The 15,826-nt window shown below is 63.6% G+C and carries 14 protein-coding genes; 2 read left to right on the top strand and 12 right to left on the bottom strand.

The features are described from left to right. Window positions 1-157 precede the first annotated feature (157 nt). Window positions 158-2,275 (bottom strand): LysM peptidoglycan-binding domain-containing protein, encoded by a 2,118-nt coding sequence (locus tag HGO38_RS10985; RefSeq protein WP_250955915.1) that lies wholly within the window; start codon window positions 2,273-2,275, stop codon window positions 158-160. Between the two features lie 155 nt (window positions 2,276-2,430). On the opposite strand from HGO38_RS10985, the gene HGO38_RS10980 reads away from it, so the two are divergent. Next, a complete protein-coding gene (locus HGO38_RS10980) occupies window positions 2,431-3,051 on the top strand; it encodes an LOG family protein (protein WP_250955914.1) in 621 nt (206 codons plus the stop codon). Between the two features lie 35 nt (window positions 3,052-3,086). Here the strand turns inward: HGO38_RS10980 and rarD are convergent, their stop codons facing one another. Beyond that, window positions 3,087-4,001 (bottom strand): EamA family transporter RarD, encoded by a 915-nt coding sequence (gene rarD / locus HGO38_RS10975; RefSeq protein ID WP_250955913.1) that lies wholly within the window; start codon window positions 3,999-4,001, stop codon window positions 3,087-3,089. A gap of 142 nt (window positions 4,002-4,143) precedes the next feature. Here rarD and HGO38_RS10970 point away from each other — a divergent pair, with 142 nt between their 5' ends. Then, window positions 4,144-5,028, top strand: a complete 885-nt coding sequence (locus tag HGO38_RS10970) for a protein-L-isoaspartate O-methyltransferase family protein (protein WP_250955912.1) — start codon at window positions 4,144-4,146, stop codon at window positions 5,026-5,028. A 300-nt stretch (window positions 5,029-5,328) separates the two neighbouring features. Here the strand turns inward: HGO38_RS10970 and cimA are convergent, their stop codons facing one another. The 10 genes from cimA to HGO38_RS10920 all read right to left on the bottom strand — a co-directional run bounded on the left by cimA (window position 5,329) and on the right by HGO38_RS10920 (window position 15,813). Continuing rightward, a complete protein-coding gene (gene cimA / locus HGO38_RS10965) occupies window positions 5,329-6,945 on the bottom strand; it encodes a citramalate synthase (RefSeq protein ID WP_250955911.1) in 1,617 nt (538 codons plus the stop codon). Window positions 6,946-7,184: 239 nt separating this feature from the next. Then, window positions 7,185-8,144, bottom strand: a complete 960-nt coding sequence (gene pip / locus HGO38_RS10960; RefSeq protein WP_250955910.1) for a prolyl aminopeptidase — start codon at window positions 8,142-8,144, stop codon at window positions 7,185-7,187. A 51-nt stretch (window positions 8,145-8,195) separates the two neighbouring features. Beyond that, window positions 8,196-8,669 (bottom strand): GFA family protein, encoded by a 474-nt coding sequence (locus tag HGO38_RS10955; protein WP_250955909.1) that lies wholly within the window; start codon window positions 8,667-8,669, stop codon window positions 8,196-8,198. 126 nt (window positions 8,670-8,795) lie between these two features. Further along, complete coding sequence (locus tag HGO38_RS10950; RefSeq protein ID WP_284739379.1) at window positions 8,796-9,284, bottom strand: GFA family protein; 489 nt, start codon at window positions 9,282-9,284, stop codon at window positions 8,796-8,798. Between the two features lie 139 nt (window positions 9,285-9,423). Further along, a complete protein-coding gene (locus HGO38_RS10945) occupies window positions 9,424-9,792 on the bottom strand; it encodes an endonuclease domain-containing protein (RefSeq protein WP_250955908.1) in 369 nt (122 codons plus the stop codon). Window positions 9,793-10,205: 413 nt separating this feature from the next. Further along, window positions 10,206-11,591 (bottom strand): cysteine--tRNA ligase, encoded by a 1,386-nt coding sequence (cysS, locus tag HGO38_RS10940; protein WP_250955907.1) that lies wholly within the window; start codon window positions 11,589-11,591, stop codon window positions 10,206-10,208. Window positions 11,592-11,762: 171 nt separating this feature from the next. Continuing rightward, window positions 11,763-12,653, bottom strand: coding sequence for a DMT family transporter (locus tag HGO38_RS10935; RefSeq protein WP_250955906.1), 891 nt, complete (start codon window positions 12,651-12,653; stop codon window positions 11,763-11,765). A gap of 74 nt (window positions 12,654-12,727) precedes the next feature. Then, entirely contained in the window at window positions 12,728-13,468 is a 741-nt protein-coding gene (locus HGO38_RS10930) for an SDR family NAD(P)-dependent oxidoreductase (RefSeq protein WP_250955905.1), read from the bottom strand. A 113-nt stretch (window positions 13,469-13,581) separates the two neighbouring features. Further along, window positions 13,582-15,072: an amidophosphoribosyltransferase gene (gene purF, locus HGO38_RS10925; protein ID WP_250955904.1), complete on the bottom strand. Its 1,491-nt coding sequence runs from the start codon at window positions 15,070-15,072 to the stop codon at window positions 13,582-13,584. A gap of 135 nt (window positions 15,073-15,207) precedes the next feature. Continuing rightward, on the bottom strand, window positions 15,208-15,813 hold the full coding sequence (locus HGO38_RS10920) for a CvpA family protein (RefSeq protein WP_250955903.1): 606 nt from the start codon (window positions 15,811-15,813) through the stop codon (window positions 15,208-15,210). Between the last annotated feature and the right edge of the window lie 13 nt (window positions 15,814-15,826).

The following is a 15,826-nucleotide window of genomic DNA, read 5'->3' as shown; positions in this document are numbered from 1 at the left end:
ACCGCTCTGCGATGCCGGGATCAAAAAGCGGCGGCTCCCGAAAGGAACCGCCGCCTTGAGGCAAATAGGACCGGCACTTTGCCTTTGCAATGGCCGGAGTGTGAAACTTCCGTGACCTGTGGCGCAAGCGCCTCAGGTCGACCGAGGCGCCGGTGCCTCAGTTCGATTTCCGTTGCAGCATGCGCTTGCGATGCAGTTCCTCGGCATTGGGCAGCGCTTCGTCCGGCACGTTGAAGGTCTGGCCCGGCTCGATCAGATCGGGATCGGCGATCTGCTGTTCATTGGCAAGGTAGATCGTCGTATAGCGCACGCCCTGGCCGTAGACCCGGCGGGAAATCTGCCACAGCGTATCGCCGCGGCGGATGATCACCGTATTGCGGCTTTGCGTGAGCGGCGCCTGTTCGATCGTCTTCGGCGCGCCCGCAACGGTTTGTGCCGGAGCACTCGGCTGGACAGCCGGTGTGGTGGCCTGTGCCGTCTGGTCGGCCGGTGCTGCCGGCTGCGGCAGCGGTTCGAGCACGGCGTCGATCAGGGCGGAGAGTTTGTCGAGGGCAGCACCCACGGCGGCGATATCGCGCGGCAGAGCCTGCAATGTCTTGAGCGCCGTTGCCGCCTTGCCGGCGATCCGCATGACGAAATCCTCCTGAGCCTGCTCCGCATCATTGCTCAGCCGGAACTCGGAGAGCGATTTCAGGGCGATTTCGGTGGCCGAACGGGCCGCCGCCAGGCTTTCCAGCGCCGGCTGCTTGCCGTCGGCATAAAGCGATTTCAGGATCGAGAAGGCCTGCGCCACGGCATCGCGCTGTTTGGTGAAGGCTCCGAGTTCCAGCGGCACCATGGTCCCGGCGGCGTTGGCGGAACCAGGTGCCGTGTCGCGCGGCTGGGCGATGACGGCGACCTGGTCGCCGGCCGGACGATTGAACGGCACCGAAGCGCGCAGCGCTACCTTGCCGTCCGCGCCGAGCAGGTCGACGCCGATGATGTGCTGCCCGACGGTCAGGGCCATCTTGCCCTCGACGACGAAATGGCCGCTCTGGTCGACGATGGTCTGTCCGATCGGCTGGTTGTCGGCAGAGGCCTTGACCGTGCGGCCGGCGGGCGCCGTGCCGGCCACGAAGATCCGGTCGCCTTCCAGTTCCACGGCAGTCACCTGGATTTCCGGCAGCTGCGAGGCATCGACGCCAAGCGCCGGCTGAACGGCCGGGGTGCTGGCCGGCTCGGTGCCGGTGATGGGCGGTGCCGCGGCGAGCGTACCGGAGGCGGCCGGCAGGGCCGGGGTGATCGCAGCCGTATCGGCCGGTTGATCCGATGCGACGCGGGTCGTCTTGTCGGCCGAGTTGACGGTTTCGGGAACCGAGATCAGCCGGCTTGCCTCGCCGGGCTTGGTCACCATGGCGAGAAGTTCGCCGCCGGGTGTTTCCGGGATCGACACGGTCGCGACCTCTTCCGATGTCGCCGACTGGCCATCCTTGGTGGTGGCCTTCAGCTCCAGCGTATGATCGCCCGGCGCCAGCGGCTCGTCGATCACGGCGGCGAAATCGCCGCTCGGGCCGACTTCGACGGTGGAGATCGGCTTGTCGCCATCGAGAATTTCAAGTTTGGAACCGGGGGTTGCACTGCCGGCGATCACGGTCGAACCATCCGGCTCGACCCGAAGCACGTCGAAGCGCGGCAGGGCGGCGGCATCGGTTGCGGTCGGAACATTGGTGAGCGGCTGCGGAACGGATGCAGCCGGCGCATCGGCGGTCGTGGTGTCACCTTTGAGGGCATTGACGATGGCGGAGATCGCTGCCGCGGCTTCCTGAGGTGTGGCGGGCAGCGACTGCAGCAGTGCCAGCGTCCGGATGGCGGCTTCCCGCGTCTTGCGGCCGGCTTCCGCTACGGCAGCGTCGAGGCCTTGCGGGATCTCCAGCGCCGCAAGCGCCGAAACGGCCTCGGTCGCCAGCGCCCGTGCGGCCGAATAGGCCTCGGCCGTCGGCGTCTTGCCATCGGCAAACAGGGTGGAGAGATTGCTGACCGACGTCTCGGCCTCTGCGGCCAGCCGCCCCATCTTGGCGGCGACGTCGCTTAAGGCTTGGGCTGCCGTATCCGTGGCAGTCGCGGGTGCGTCCGGGGTCTTGGGCGCTGTTTCCGCGGCGGGCTTTGGCGGTGTGCTCGTCGCCTGGTCTGCGGTTTTCGTGTCGCCGGTCACCCGGGGCAAGACGAAAAAGATCATCAGTACGGTTGCAATGCCAAGCACTACCAAAGCCAGCCAGCCGGCACGGTTTTTCATCATCATTCGTCTCCGCGCGGCCATACCGCTGTATCCCTTGGAATTGCTAGCGTTTTCTCCGCTGTTTCACAAGCTTTGTCGGCGCGCTTGAAACCGTGCTTCCCAGCCTTTTCGTCAAATTTGTTGACCGCGCCGCCGCCGCATTGTCTTTTTGCTGCATGACGGAAAACACAGACACGATTCGATCCATCTGCGTCTATTGCGGCTCACGGCCCGGACGCGATCCCGACTACATGGCGGCCGGCCGGGCGCTGGGCAAATCCATTGCCGATCATGGCCTTCGCCTCGTCTATGGCGGCGGCACCAAAGGCATCATGGGGGCTGTCGCCAGCGGCGTGCTGTCGAACGGCGGCAAGGTCACCGGCATCATCCCGGAATTCCTCGTCGACATGGAAGCGACGCGCCATTCGCTGGGGCAGCTCGACGAGTTGATCATAACCCCTGACATGCATCAGCGCAAACATGGCATGTTCGAACGCGCCGATGCCTTCGTCACCCTGCCGGGCGGCATCGGCACGCTGGAGGAGATCGTCGAGATCATGACCTGGGCGCAGCTCGGCCAGCATGAAAAGCCGATGGTCTTTGCCAATGTCAACGGCTTCTGGGGTCCGATGTTGGAACTGATCCAGCACATGCGCGAGGAAGGTTTTGTCCACACCGGACATCGCGTTCAGCCGATGGTGATCTCGTCCATCGACGAGATCGTGCCGGCGATCATCAAGCGCTGGGACAATACCGACAATCCGGAAGGCCAGGAGGACGTGATCGCCAGGCTCTGATCGGGCAGGGCGACCGCTGCTGGTGAGCTGTGAGCTTAGCGGTTCCGGTAGTCGCGCAGCATCGACCAGGTGTAGATGGCAAGGGCGGCCCAGATCAGCGGAAAGGCGATCATCCGCGCCGTGCCGAACGGTTCCTTGAATACGAAGACGGCAATCAGGAAGATCATCGTCGGCGCGATATACTGCATGATACCGATGGTCGACAGCCGCAAAAGCTTGGCGCCATTGGCATAGATCATCAGCGGCCCGGCGGTGATCACGCCGCTGCCGAGCAGCAGCAGCGTATCGCTCATGCCGGTGTGCAGGAAATGGCCCTGGCCGGTGCTCTCGGCATAGAGAATGTAGAGCGTCGCCGGAATGCTGAGCAGCAGCACTTCCAGGAAGAAGCCCTGGTTCGGACCGACCGGCAGCGTCTTGCGGAAGAAGGCGTAGAAGCCCCAGGTGAGCGTCAGCGCCAGCGACACCCAGGGCAATTGCCCGGCTTCATACGTCAGGATGGCCACGGCGACCGCCACCAGCGCGATGGCGCCGATCTGCGTCCGGTTCAGCTTTTCCTTCAAGAGCACGGCACCGAGGAAGATCGAAAACAGCGGATTGATGAAATAGCCGAGCGCCGTATCGAGCGCGCGGCCGGCGCCGATCGCCCAGACATAGATGCCCCAGTTGACGCTGATCAGACCGGCCGTCAGCGCCGCCATCAGAAGCGTGCGCGGCGAGCGCAGGGCGGCTTTGACGTCGTCGGTGCGCTTCAGGATCAAAAGCACGGCTGCCGCGATCGGCAGCGACCAGATCACCCGATGCGACAGCACTTCCAGTGGCTGCATATGCGCCACCATCTTCATGTAGATCGGCAGGAAACCCCACAGGAAATAGGCGGTCAGCGCAAAGGCAAAACCGCGCGCGCTGTCTTCGTTCTTCGCGACCGGAGCCGCTGCGTGCTGATCAGCCATGGTGTTTCCGCCTTTGTTGTCTTTTGAGACGAGGGGTTACTCCATGGCGGGCGAATGGACAAATTCATTCGGGTGAACAATGCGCGTTGATTTTGACGCATCGTCCCGGCAAAATAGGACCTATTCCAATGGAGATGGCGCTGTGACATCTGCCGAAGCGGAAGTGCTTGGCCGCAAATATGCGCAACGCGTGCTGGTGCAGGCCGGGGTAGCAGACGATGCGCGCCTTGCTGCAGCCTTTGCGACGGTGCCGCGTCAGTCGTTTCTGGGCCCTCCGCCCTGGTGGGTCCGCAGTCTGAGCGGCGGCTACAGCGCCCCGACCGACGATCCCGAGGTGATCTATGACGATGTGCTGGTGGCGCTGGATGCGTCGCGCGGCATCAACAATGGCAGTCCGTCGCTGCACGCGCGGGCCATCCATGCGCTGTCGCCGCAGCCGGGGGAAACCGTCGTCCATATCGGGGCCGGCACCGGCTATTACAGCGCCATCCTGTCGCGAATGGTCGGTGAAAGCGGCCATGTCACCGCCGTCGAATACGATCCGGCGCTGGCCGAACGGGCAGACATCTGCCTGAGACCCTATGCCAATGCGGATCTTGTCCAGGCCAGCGGCTCGGACTGGCCGCAGAAACCCTGCGATATCGTCTATGTGAATTTCGCCACGGATCGTCCGGCCGAGCGCTGGGTGGACATGCTCAAGCCGGGCGGACGGCTGTTGTTTCCGCTTGGCGTTCCGGCGGAGACGCCCATCAAAGGCTCGGTGTTTTCGGCCCGTGCCGGCTATCTGCTGGTCACCGCGACCGAGGCGGGGTATGCGGCGCACTTCATCCAGGGCGTCTCGTTCATCTGGGCGGTCGGCCTCGCCATGGCCGGTCGCGATAGCCAGGATCGTCTCAACGCCGCCTTTCGCAAGGGGGGAGGCAAGCGGGTGAGGGGGCTTCGCTGGAAGATGCCTCAGGCGTCGGACGAATGGTTTTCCGACACGAATTGGGGCTTGACCTTTTCCGCACCCGGCGCTGAGGTTTAGAGCGTTTCCTGGTTAGATTGAAGCATTCTGCCGGTGCAGGTTTTCGTCAGGGCAAAGGCGATTGGCGAAGGGCATACCCGAAGGTACGTCCGAGCCGATCGCCTTTGATCCTGGCGGAAAGATGCCCGGCCCTTCGGGTTGGCTGAAACGGGCCGCCTGATCGCCCGGCCGGCTTGGCCGTAGGGCGTGGCTACGACACGCGCCAGCCGGGCGACCAATCGACTCCGTTTGAGCCAACAGAATGTTTCAATCTAACCAGGAAACGCTCTAGCGGCGGCCGACCAGGAAACCCAGCGCCCGCTATTCCGCGGCGATTTTCCCGGCCAGCTCGCGGTTTTTCATCAGCTTGTAGACGATACTGTCCATCAGGGCCTGGAACGAGGCGTCGATGATGTTTTCCGACACGCCGACCGTCCACCAGCGGGCGCCGCTGGCATCCGTCGATTCGATCAGCACGCGGGTGATCGCCTCGGTGCCGCCGTTCAGGATGCGCACCTTGTAATCGGCCAGTTCCAGATCGGCGATCTCGGCCTGGTATTTGCCGATATCCTTGCGCAGCGCCAGGTCCAGCGCATTGACCGGGCCGTCGCCTTCGGCTACCGACATGACCTCTTGGCCGTCGATGACGATCTTCACCACCGCCTCCGAGACGGTCTTCAGCCGGCCATGGCTGTCGAAGCGCCGCTCGACCATGACGCGGAAACTTTCCACCGCAAAAAACTCCGGCACGCTGCCAAGCGTGCGGTGCGCCAGAAGCTCGAAACTGGCATCGGCACCCTCATAGGCATAGCCGCTCGCCTCGCGCTCCTTGACGATCGAGATCAGCGCGTCGAGCTTGCCGTCATTGCGGTCGACCATGATGCCGCGGCGTTTCAGCTCGTTGATGAAATTGGCCTTGCCGCCCTGGTCCGACACCATGACCTTGCGGAAATTGCCGACGCTGTCCGGCACCACATGCTCGTAGGTGCGCGGGTCTTTCAAGAGCGCCGAGGCATGGATGCCGGCCTTGGTGGCAAAGGCCGAGGCGCCGACATAGGGGCTCTGGTGATCGGGCGAGCGGTTCAACAACTCGTCGAAGGCATGCGACAGGCGGGTGAGGTCGACCAGTTTGTCCGGATCGATTGCGGTGACGAAGCGCGAGGTATAGGTGTCCTTCAGACAGAGCGTGGCGATCAGGGTGATCAGGTTGGCATTGCCGCAGCGCTCGCCGATGCCGTTCAGCGTCCCCTGGATCTGCCGCACACCGGCCTCGACGGCCGCCAGCGAATTGGCCACCGCCTGGCCGGTGTCGTTATGGGCATGGATGCCAAGCGCCGAACCCGGAACGCCGCTGGCGATCACAGCCGAAACGATCTCGCGGATCTCCGGCGGCTGCGTGCCGCCATTGGTGTCGCACAGCACCACCCAGCGGGCGCCGGCCTCATAGGCCGCCTTGGCGCAGGCCAGCGCATAGGCCGGATTGGCCTTGTAGCCGTCGAAGAAATGCTCGCAATCGACCAGCGCTTCCTTGTTCGCGGCAACCGCCGCCTCGACGCTGTCGCGGATGCTGTCGAGGTTTTCCGCATTGGTGCAGCCGAGCGCCACGGCGACATGATAGTCCCAGCTCTTGGCGACAAAACAGATCGCATCGCTTTTGGCCTGCAGCAGCTGCGCAAGACCGGGATCGTTGGAGGCGGAGACGCCGGCCCGCTTGGTCATGCCGAAGGCGACGAAGGAGGCGTGCTGCGTCCGCTTCTTCGAAAAGAAGGCCGTGTCGGTCGGATTGGCGCCGGGATAGCCGCCCTCGACATAGTCGAGCCCAAAGGCGTCCAGCATGGCCGCGATGGCAATCTTGTCCTCAACCGAAAAATCGATCCCCGGCGTCTGCTGGCCATCGCGCAGGGTGGTGTCGAACAGGGTGATCTTTTCGCGTGTCATGGTCGTCTTGCCCTCCCGGACAGTCTTTTATCTCGGAGTGTGTCCACCCCCCTCTGGCCTGCCGGCCATCTCCCCCTCAAGGGGGGAGATCGACTTGCGGAAACCCTTCGCCTGGCATCAAAGGTCTCTCGTCTTGGCAAACCCTTGACAGCAGGCCGAGCGGTCCCGTCTTTCCGATCTCCCCCCTTGAGGGGGAGATGCCCGGCAGGGCAGAGGGGGGTCGGCACACGCAGCATCGTCTAGAGCTTCCCCGCAAACCGGTCGGTGGCGCGGATCAGCTGGTCCAAAATACCGGGTTCCAGATAGGCATGTCCCGCACCCTCGATCAGGTGGAATTCCGCCTTTGGCCAGGCCTTGTGCAAAGCCCAGGCATATTTGGCCGGGCAGGGCATGTCGTAGCGGCCGTGCACGATGACGCCGGGAATATCCTTGAGCTTATAGGCATCGCGCAGCAATTGCCCGTCCTCCAGCCAGCCGCCATTGACGAAATAATGGGTCTCCAGCCGGGCAAAGGCGATGGCGAAGTCGTCCTCGCCGAAATGGGCGCTATAGGCGGGGTCCGGCAGCAGCGTCACCGTCTCGCCCTCCCAGGTGCTCCAGGCCTTGGCGCATTGCAGTTGGACCGCCTTGTCGCTGCCCGTCAGCCGCCGGTGATAGGCGTGCATCATCTCGTGACGCTCGTCTTCCGGGATCGGCGCGACGAAGCGCTCCCATTTGTCCGGATGCATTTCCGAGACGCCGAACTGGTAGAACCAGTCGAGCTCCGGCTTTGTCACGGTGTAGATGCCGCGCAGCACGAGTTCGCTGACGCGGGTCGGATGGGTTTCGGCATAGGCGAGTGCCAGCGTCGAGCCCCAGGAGCCGCCGAACACCAGCCACTGCTCGACGCCCATGAGTTCGCGCAGCCGCTCGATATCGGCCACCAGATGCCAGGTGGTATTGGCCTCGAGGCCTGCATGCGGGGTCGACTTGCCGCAGCCGCGCTGGTCGAACATCAGCACGTCATAGAGATCAGCGTCGAACACCCGGCGATTGTTGGGACCTGTGGCGCCGCCCGGACCCCCATGCAGGAAGACTGCAGGCTTCGCCCCCTTGGTGCCAAATCGTTCCCAATAGAGCGTATGCCCGTCTCCGACATCGAGAAAGCCGGTCTCGAACGGTTCGATCTCGGGATAATAGCTGCGCAATTCAGTGGTCATGGAAAAATCCTTGCATTTGCCAGTCTTTACAGTGGGATGACGGGCTTGTCGTCATTTCCACGGCTCCATCGACGGCCAGACCTCGGTGTCGTGATCGGGGTGCTGGAAGGAGATGATCTGCTCCTGCCGGCTGTAGAAATCCGGATCCTCCAGAACCGGCTGGTCGAAGATCGTCTCGACCCAGGGCAGGCGCGAGGCGTGGTTCACCTGGATTTCCGGCGCCAGCTCCGTGCGGTCGTCGAAGGCGCCGATCGCCATTTCCAGCCCGCCGGGATGGCGATAGGTCATCGGCGTGCCGCATTTGGCGCAGAAGCCGCGATCGATATTGATCGACGACTGGAAATAGGCCGGCTCGCCGCGGGTCCAGGAAAAATGCTCCGGCTCGACCGTCACCAGCGCGCTGAAAAAGCCGCCGAACTGCTTCTGGCACATCCGGCAATGGCAGATCGACGGGCGTCCGAGCTTTTCGGCGCGAAACCTGACGGCTCCGCATTGGCAACCGCCGGTGAATAGACCTTCTTTCATGGGACGTCTCCTGTCAGAGATAGATGTAAAGCATCATGCCAATGATGACCGCCGCGACGATCGCCCCCTTGGCGACTAGTCCGTAGAGCAGCCATTTCGGCATCTGCGTGTTCGGGTTGCTGGGGCTCATGGCGTCTGCTCCCTTGGCCAGTCACCATCCGTATCATGGTCCGGATGCTGGAAGGATACTACCTCCAGCACGAAGGGCGCCTCTACGGCGTCTTCCTCGGTCGTATGGCCCGGCAGCAGGTGCAGCCGGTCGACGAAATCGATCTTGCCCTCGGTGCCGAACTGCACGGTCGGCGGCAGGCCTGAGGGATCGTCGAAGGCGCCGGCGGCAAGCGCGATGCCGTCCGGAGCCTCATAGGACAGCGGCGTGCCGCAGGTCTCGCAAAAACCGCGGCGGGCAAAATTGGAGGACCGGAACGTCTTGGGCGCCCCGCGCGTCCAGACGAGGTCGGCGCCGCGCGTCGACACCAGCGGCGCGTAATAGGCGCCGAACGCCTTCTGGCACATGCGGCAATGGCAGATCGAGCTGTCCGTCAGCACGCCCGTGACGCGAAACCGCACCGCGCCGCACTGGCATCCGCCGGTATGGATGGGGATTGAGCTCATAGATTTTGGTCCTCCTGATAACACCAAGCCCTGTAGACTAGCCGCAACGGCGCGGCATCCCGATCTCCCCCCGTGTGGGGGAGATGCCCGGCAGGGCAGAGGGGGGTATTGATATCAACGGGGACAGCCGGCGCGCCCATCATTCCATCGCCCTCCCGCAAGTCGTCAGGATATGCAGGCAGACGCCATCGATATCCCGCAACACGTCGTCGTTCCAGAAACGCAGCACGGTCCAGCCATCGGCCTCCAGCCGCGCCGTGCGCGCCTGATCATAGGCGAGATCGCCGTCGTTGCCATGCTGCGAGCCGTCGACCTCGACGATCAACCGATGCTGCGGGCAGGCGAAATCGACGATGTAACCGGCAATCGGGATCTGGCGGCGAAAGCTCAATCCCACCAGCCGATGGGCGCGAACGGCGTTCCAGAGCTTCAGCTCCGCCTCTGTGAGCGCGCTTCGCATGCGACGCGCATGGACGCGGTGCTGCGGCGGGACCGGTGTATGCGGCATGCAATCCTCCCCCGAAAGGTCAAAGACCCCCAGAGTTTGATCGCAAAGACCGAACGTCTCAAGAGGGATGCCTCGGCGTCCGCGGTCACCCCCCTCTGTCCTGCCGGACATCTCCCCCACACGGGGGGAGATCGACCCGGCCGCATCCGCCGCGTTTCGACGGGAAGCGTTGACAGGGTACGGGCTGATACATTGCATACTGGAACGTCCAATACCCAGGCAATGCCCGGACCTGCTCATGAAACGCCCAGCCCGCCGCAGGGGCAATGGCCGGTGCATCACCGCAAGACCAAAGCTTTCCGCGACGTCGGGGCTCAGTTGACGGCAGAACGGCGCAGCATACCGATCTCCGCCCGTGTGGGGGAGATGCCCGGCAGGGCAGAGGGGGGTACCTTGCGCCAATCCCGCCATATCTACCGCTTCACCTCCCAGGTCGTCAGCCGCTCGCCGGTCACCGGGTCCTTGCCATCCTTCAGCTGGATGCCCTTGGTAAGAAGCTCGTCGCGGATCCTGTCGGCTTCGGCAAAGTTCTTGGCTTTCAGCAGTTCCAGCCGCATGTCGACGAGGGCTTGGACGGCGGCGGACAGATCGGCGCTGACCTCCGTCTTTTGCGGCGCAATTCCGAGTAGGGCTGCACTTGCCGCAAACAGCGGCAGCAGAGCGGGGTCGGCATTGGCGTCGTGGGCGAGAGCATGAAGCGCCTGAACGGCGGCGACCGTATTGAGGTCATCCTGCAAGGCTTCGATGATCGTCTCGCACGGCGCGGATGGCTGCACATCCACCGCCGGCCATTTGGCCAGCAAGCGCTCCGCTTCCTCCAGCCGCTTCACCGAAAAGTCGATCGGCTCGCGGTAATGGGTCATCAGCATGGCCAGCCGCAGCACCTCGCCCGGCCATTTGCGGCCGCCAAATGTCTCTGTGTCCAGCAACTCGTGGATCGTCACGAAATTGCCGTCCGATTTCGACATCTTGCGGCCTTCGACTTGGACAAAGCCGTTGTGCATCCAGACATTGGCCATGACCTCGGTGCCATGGGCGCAGCGCGACTGGGCGATCTCGTTTTCGTGGTGCGGGAAGATCAGGTCGAGCCCGCCGCCGTGGATGTCGAAGACCTCGCCGAGATAGCGGCTCGACATGGCCGAGCATTCGATATGCCAGCCCGGCCGTCCGCGGCCCCAGGGGCTGTCCCAGCCGGGTTCGTTGTGGGAGGACAGTTTCCACAACACGAAATCCTGCGGGTTCTTCTTGTGGGCATCGACGGCGACGCGGGCGCCGGCCTGCTGCTCGTCGAGATTGCGCTTCGACAATTGCCCGTAATCGGCCATCGAGCGCGTGTCGAACAGCACTTCGCCGCCAGCCTGATAGGCATGACCCTTGGCGATCAGCGCTTCGATGAGCGTGATCATCTGGGCGATATTGTCCGTGGCGCGCGGCTCCACGGTCGGCTCCAGGCAGCCGAGCGCCTTGACGTCGGCATGGAACTGATCAGCGGTTTTCTGCGTGACGCGGGCAATCGCCTCGTTGAGCGGCAGATCGGGAAAATCGCGCAGCGCCCGCGCGTTGATCTTGTCGTCGACGTCGGTGATGTTGCGCGCATAGGTGACATGGGCTTCGCCATAGGCATGGCGCAGCAGCCGATAGAGCACGTCGAAGACGATGACCGGCCTTGCATTGCCGATATGGGCGAAATCATAGACGGTCGGGCCGCACACATACAGGCGCACATTCGTCGGGTCGATCGGCGTGAAATCGACCTTGTCGCGCGTCAGTGTATTGTAAAGCTTGAGGCTTGCCGCCATCGAATGTCTCCCGAAATGGTCAACGCCGGCTGGGCCGGGTCGTTTGTCATCTGGGACTGTTCAGGAGACGAAAACGGCCGGGCCAGCGCAGACGCTAGCGAATAATCTTCCCGCAAATGATGCAGACGGTCGTTTTCATGGGGCGTGTTATGGCGCGGGTCGCAGGTAAGGTCAAGGGGTCGGCAGGCGCCTGGCCGAGCGCAGCGGAAAAAGACCCAGCACCAGCGCGCAGCCGGCAATGATCACCGCGCCGCCGACCAGCTGCATCGCCGTCAGGGCTTCATCCAGCACCAGCGCGCCCACCAGAACGGCCACCACGGTCACGGCAAATTCGACGCTGATCGCCGGTGTGGCGCCGATGCTTTTCACCAGCTTGAAGTAGAGCAGATAGGTGAGCGAGCTCATCACTGCCGCAAGAGAGACGAGATAGACATAGTCCATCGGGTCGGGAATGCCCGGTACGGGCACAAAGAACAGCAGCGGAAAGGACAGCACGCCGCCGGCCAGGAAGGCGCCGATGGTGACCTCCCACGGACCGGTACCTTTAAGATGACGGCTGGCATAGTTGCTGCCGAAGGCCGCGGAAAAGGTGGAGAGGATCATCGCCACACAGCCGAGCACGAATGTGCCGGTGACCGGTACGGCCGGAAAGCCGACCAGCATGACGATGCCGATCGTTCCTAAGACCAGGCCGATGATGCGCGCCGGCGTGATCCGTTCGAGGCCCCAGACCTGGGCGATGATCATCGAAAACAGCGGAATGGTGGCAACGAAGATCGCCGCCATCGCCGTTCCGATCCGCGGCGTCGCATAGGACAGGCCGATCAACTGCCCGCCAACGGTGGTCGCGCCGACCACGGCAAGCGGCAAGACGCCGGTGTCGAAAGCCAGTTTTCGGCCGGAGGCGCGCGCCACGACGAACAACAGAGTGCCGGCAATCAGCGCCCGAAAGGTCACTGCGCCGATCCAGCCGAAGGCCTCGACCACACGCAGCAGCAGCAGGAAGGACAGACCCCAGGACAGGGCCAGGAAAATATAGGTCGCAATGTCTCTGGCGCGCATGCTGAACTGGATCCGTCTCGATCGCGGTAACCGTCACTCGGTGCGATCTGCCTGTCACGATAAGCGGTGGGCGGCTATTCCGGCATCCGGTAATCGACAACCCGGCCGTCGCGCACGACATAGAGCTTGCCGGTCTCCGTCTGATCCGGCCCGACCAGCGAAAGCAGTGTGGCGGCCACTTCGGACGGATGCGGCAGCGTTGCGGGGTCCTCGCCGGGCATCGCCTGGGCGCGCATGGCGGTGCGGGTGGCGCCGGGATCGACCGACAGGATGCGCAGCGGCAGGCGCTGGGTCTCGGCGGCCCAGGTGCGGGCTAAGGCCTCGACGGCAGCCTTCGAGGCCGAATAGGCGCCCCAGAACGGCCGGCATTTGTGGGCGGCACCCGACGACAGGATCAGCGCCCTTCCGGCATCGGATTTGATCAGCAGCGGCTCGACCGAGCGGATCAGCCGCCAGGTGGCCACCACATTGGTGGTCATCACCTTTTCGAACACCTTGGCCTCGATATGGCCGATCGGCGAGATGACGCCGAGAATGCCGGCATTGGCAACCAGGATGTCCAGCTTGCCCCAGCGCTCGTTGATCGAACCGCCAAGCGCATCGATCGCATTCATGTCGGTGAGGTCGAAAGGCACCAGCGTCGCCGAGCCGCCGGCCGCCTGGATCTCGTCGTCCAGCTCTTCCAGGCCGCCAACGGTGCGGGCGCAGGCAATCACATGCGCGCCGGCCTTTGCCAGCTCGAGGGCCGTGAAATAGCCGATGCCGCGCGAGGCGCCGGTGACGAGAGCGATACGGCCCGTAAGGTCGATGGTCATGGAAACGTCCTGCTGCAGAGTGTGGTCTAGGCCGATGGGAGGCTGCGGCCGTTGAAAGGTCCTAGCGCGGGCCGCAGGCCTTCAACCAGCCCGCAGATTGCCGCAGCGCCGGCTCAGCCGTTGGTAGCCAGCATCGACACCTTGCGCCCGACCTTTTCGCCTTCCTTGTCGAGAAGACGGGTCGGATAGTCGCCGGTGAAATAATGGTCGGTGAATTGCGGCTTGTCATTGTTGCGCTTCTCGCCGCCGACCGCCTGGTAAAGCCCGTCGATGGTCAGGAACGCCAGCGAATCCGCGCCGATGAACTTGGCCATGGCGTCGAGATTGGCAAACTGGTTGGCGAGCAGCTTGTCGGCGTCCGGCGTATCGATGCCGTAGAAATCCGGATGATAGATCATCGGGCTGGCGACGCGCACATGCACTTCGCGGGCGCCGGCATCGCGGATCATCTGCACGATCTTCAGCGAGGTCGTGCCGCGCACGATCGAATCGTCGACCAGCACGACGCGCTTGCCCTCGATCATCGCCCGGTTGGCCGAATGCTTGAGCTTGACGCCGAAGGCGCGGATCTGCTGCGTCGGCTCGATGAAGGTGCGGCCGACATAATGGTTGCGGATGATGCCGTATTCGAACGGGATTCCGCTCGCCTGGGCATAACCGAGGGCCGCCGGCGTACCGCCATCCGGCACCGGTACCACGACGTCGCCGTCGCAAGGCGCTTCGGTCGCCAGATTGTGGCCCATGGCCTTGCGGGTCTGGTAGACATTGCGGCCGCTGACCACCGAATCGGGGCGGGCGAAATAGACATATTCGAACAGGCAGGGGCGTTCCGGCTGCGGGCGGGCCGGGCGACGGCTGTCGATGGTGATCGAGCCGTCCGGCTGGATTTCGCAGATGATCACTTCGCCATTTTCCACGTCGCGCACGAATGTCGCGCCGATGATATCGAGCGCGCAGGTTTCCGAGCAGAAGATCGGCTTGCCGTCGAGATCGCCCATCACCAGCGGGCGAATGCCGATCGGGTCGCGGGCGGCGATCAGCTTGGTGCGGGTCAGGGCAACCATCGCGTAGCCGCCTTCCATCTGCCGCATGGCATCGATGAACCGGTCGGCGGTCGAAGAATGACGCGACCGGGCGATCAGATGCAGCACCACTTCCGAATCCGAGGTTGACTGACAGATGGCGCCGGTGGCGATGATCTGGCGGCGCAGCGTCAGGCCATTGGTGAAATTGCCGTTATGGGCAATGGCGATGCCGCCTTCCTCGAGTTCGGCAAACAGCGGCTGCACGTTGCGCAGCGCCACTTCGCCGGTGGTCGAGTAACGCGTATGGCCGATCGTCGCCGTGCCGGGCAGTTTGGCGAGCGTTACCGGATTGGTATAATGGTCGCCGACCAGGCCCATGTGTTTCTCGGTGTGGAACTGCGTGCCGTCGAAGGAGACGATGCCTGCTGCTTCCTGGCCGCGATGCTGGAGGGCATGCAGGCCAAGTGCCGTCAGCGTTGCCGCTTCGGGATGGCCCAGAATGCCGAACACGCCGCATTCCTCATGCAGCGTGTCATCGTCGAGGCCATTGTCGAAACGGGAAAGGAGTGACTGGTTCATTGCAACAAGCCTTTGCTCGGAACGGGATCGGGGCGAGAAATGCATTTCAGGATCACCGCCCGGCCTTGACCGCACAGGTGGTGATGGACACGAGGATCTGCAAGATCGCAAAACGGGGCGCTAGGCCCCGTTTCATCAATTGTTGACGGGCGGCGTGACGGGTGCCGTCGGGGCCGGTGCGTCTTCGGCGGGCGCCTGTTCGCCAGGCGTTTCGGCCGCCGGCTCTTCCTTGCCGAGGATGCGGGCGCGCAATTGCGGCTCGATATCGTCGGGCAAAACGGCTTCGAGCTTCAGCACCAGCGCATCAAGGAACGGCTTCGACTTGGCATTGTTGACCCAGTCCGGACGCTGGCGAACATCGATCAGCCAGTTCCAGAAGGCAACGGCCACCACCAGCAGCAGAATGCCGCGGGCAGCGCCGAACAGGAAGCCGAGCGTGCGGTCGAGTGCGCCGATGCGGCTGTCGATGATGAAATCGGCAATGCGCGTGGTGATGAAGGAAATCACGATCAGCGCCAGCAGGAACACGGCACCGGCCGCACCGGCCAGCGCGATACGGTCATCGGCCGTATAATTCTTGACGTAAGGCAGAACCAGCGGGTGCAGGTAATAGGCGGCGGCAACGGCGCCGACCCAGCTGGCGATCGACAGGACCTCGCGGGAAAAGCCGCGGATCATGGCAAGCACGGCGGAAAACAGCACGACGCCGATAACAATACCGTCGAAAATCGTAATGGGCATCTAGTTCAACTCC

Origin of the sequence: Rhizobium sp. CG5 (assembly GCF_023701945.1) — a bacterium.
In the GTDB taxonomy this organism is placed as follows: Bacteria; Pseudomonadota; Alphaproteobacteria; order Rhizobiales; family Rhizobiaceae; genus Allorhizobium.
Note: the sequence above shows the minus strand (reverse complement) of the source record. Positions and strands in the feature narration are given on the sequence as shown.

What these genes read in the sequence shown, in the direction of transcription:
- HGO38_RS10980 (WP_250955914.1), top strand. Translation starts at nt 2,431, where the DNA reads ATGACGGAAAACACAGACACGATTCGATCCATCTGCGTCTATTGCGGC.
- HGO38_RS10950 (WP_284739379.1), bottom strand. Translation starts at nt 9,284, where the DNA reads ATGAGCTCAATCCCCATCCATACCGGCGGATGCCAGTGCGGCGCGGTG.
- HGO38_RS10930 (WP_250955905.1), bottom strand. Translation starts at nt 13,468, where the DNA reads ATGACCATCGACCTTACGGGCCGTATCGCTCTCGTCACCGGCGCCTCG.
- HGO38_RS10945 (WP_250955908.1), bottom strand. Translation starts at nt 9,792, where the DNA reads ATGCCGCATACACCGGTCCCGCCGCAGCACCGCGTCCATGCGCGTCGC.
- purF (WP_250955904.1), bottom strand. Translation starts at nt 15,072, where the DNA reads ATGAACCAGTCACTCCTTTCCCGTTTCGACAATGGCCTCGACGATGAC.
- HGO38_RS10935 (WP_250955906.1), bottom strand. Translation starts at nt 12,653, where the DNA reads ATGCGCGCCAGAGACATTGCGACCTATATTTTCCTGGCCCTGTCCTGG.
- HGO38_RS10955 (WP_250955909.1), bottom strand. Translation starts at nt 8,669, where the DNA reads ATGAAAGAAGGTCTATTCACCGGCGGTTGCCAATGCGGAGCCGTCAGG.
- rarD (WP_250955913.1), bottom strand. Translation starts at nt 4,001, where the DNA reads ATGGCTGATCAGCACGCAGCGGCTCCGGTCGCGAAGAACGAAGACAGC.
- pip (WP_250955910.1), bottom strand. Translation starts at nt 8,144, where the DNA reads ATGACCACTGAATTGCGCAGCTATTATCCCGAGATCGAACCGTTCGAG.
- HGO38_RS10985 (WP_250955915.1), bottom strand. Translation starts at nt 2,275, where the DNA reads ATGATGAAAAACCGTGCCGGCTGGCTGGCTTTGGTAGTGCTTGGCATT.
- HGO38_RS10920 (WP_250955903.1), bottom strand. Translation starts at nt 15,813, where the DNA reads ATGCCCATTACGATTTTCGACGGTATTGTTATCGGCGTCGTGCTGTTT.
- cimA (WP_250955911.1), bottom strand. Translation starts at nt 6,945, where the DNA reads ATGACACGCGAAAAGATCACCCTGTTCGACACCACCCTGCGCGATGGC.
- cysS (WP_250955907.1), bottom strand. Translation starts at nt 11,591, where the DNA reads ATGGCGGCAAGCCTCAAGCTTTACAATACACTGACGCGCGACAAGGTC.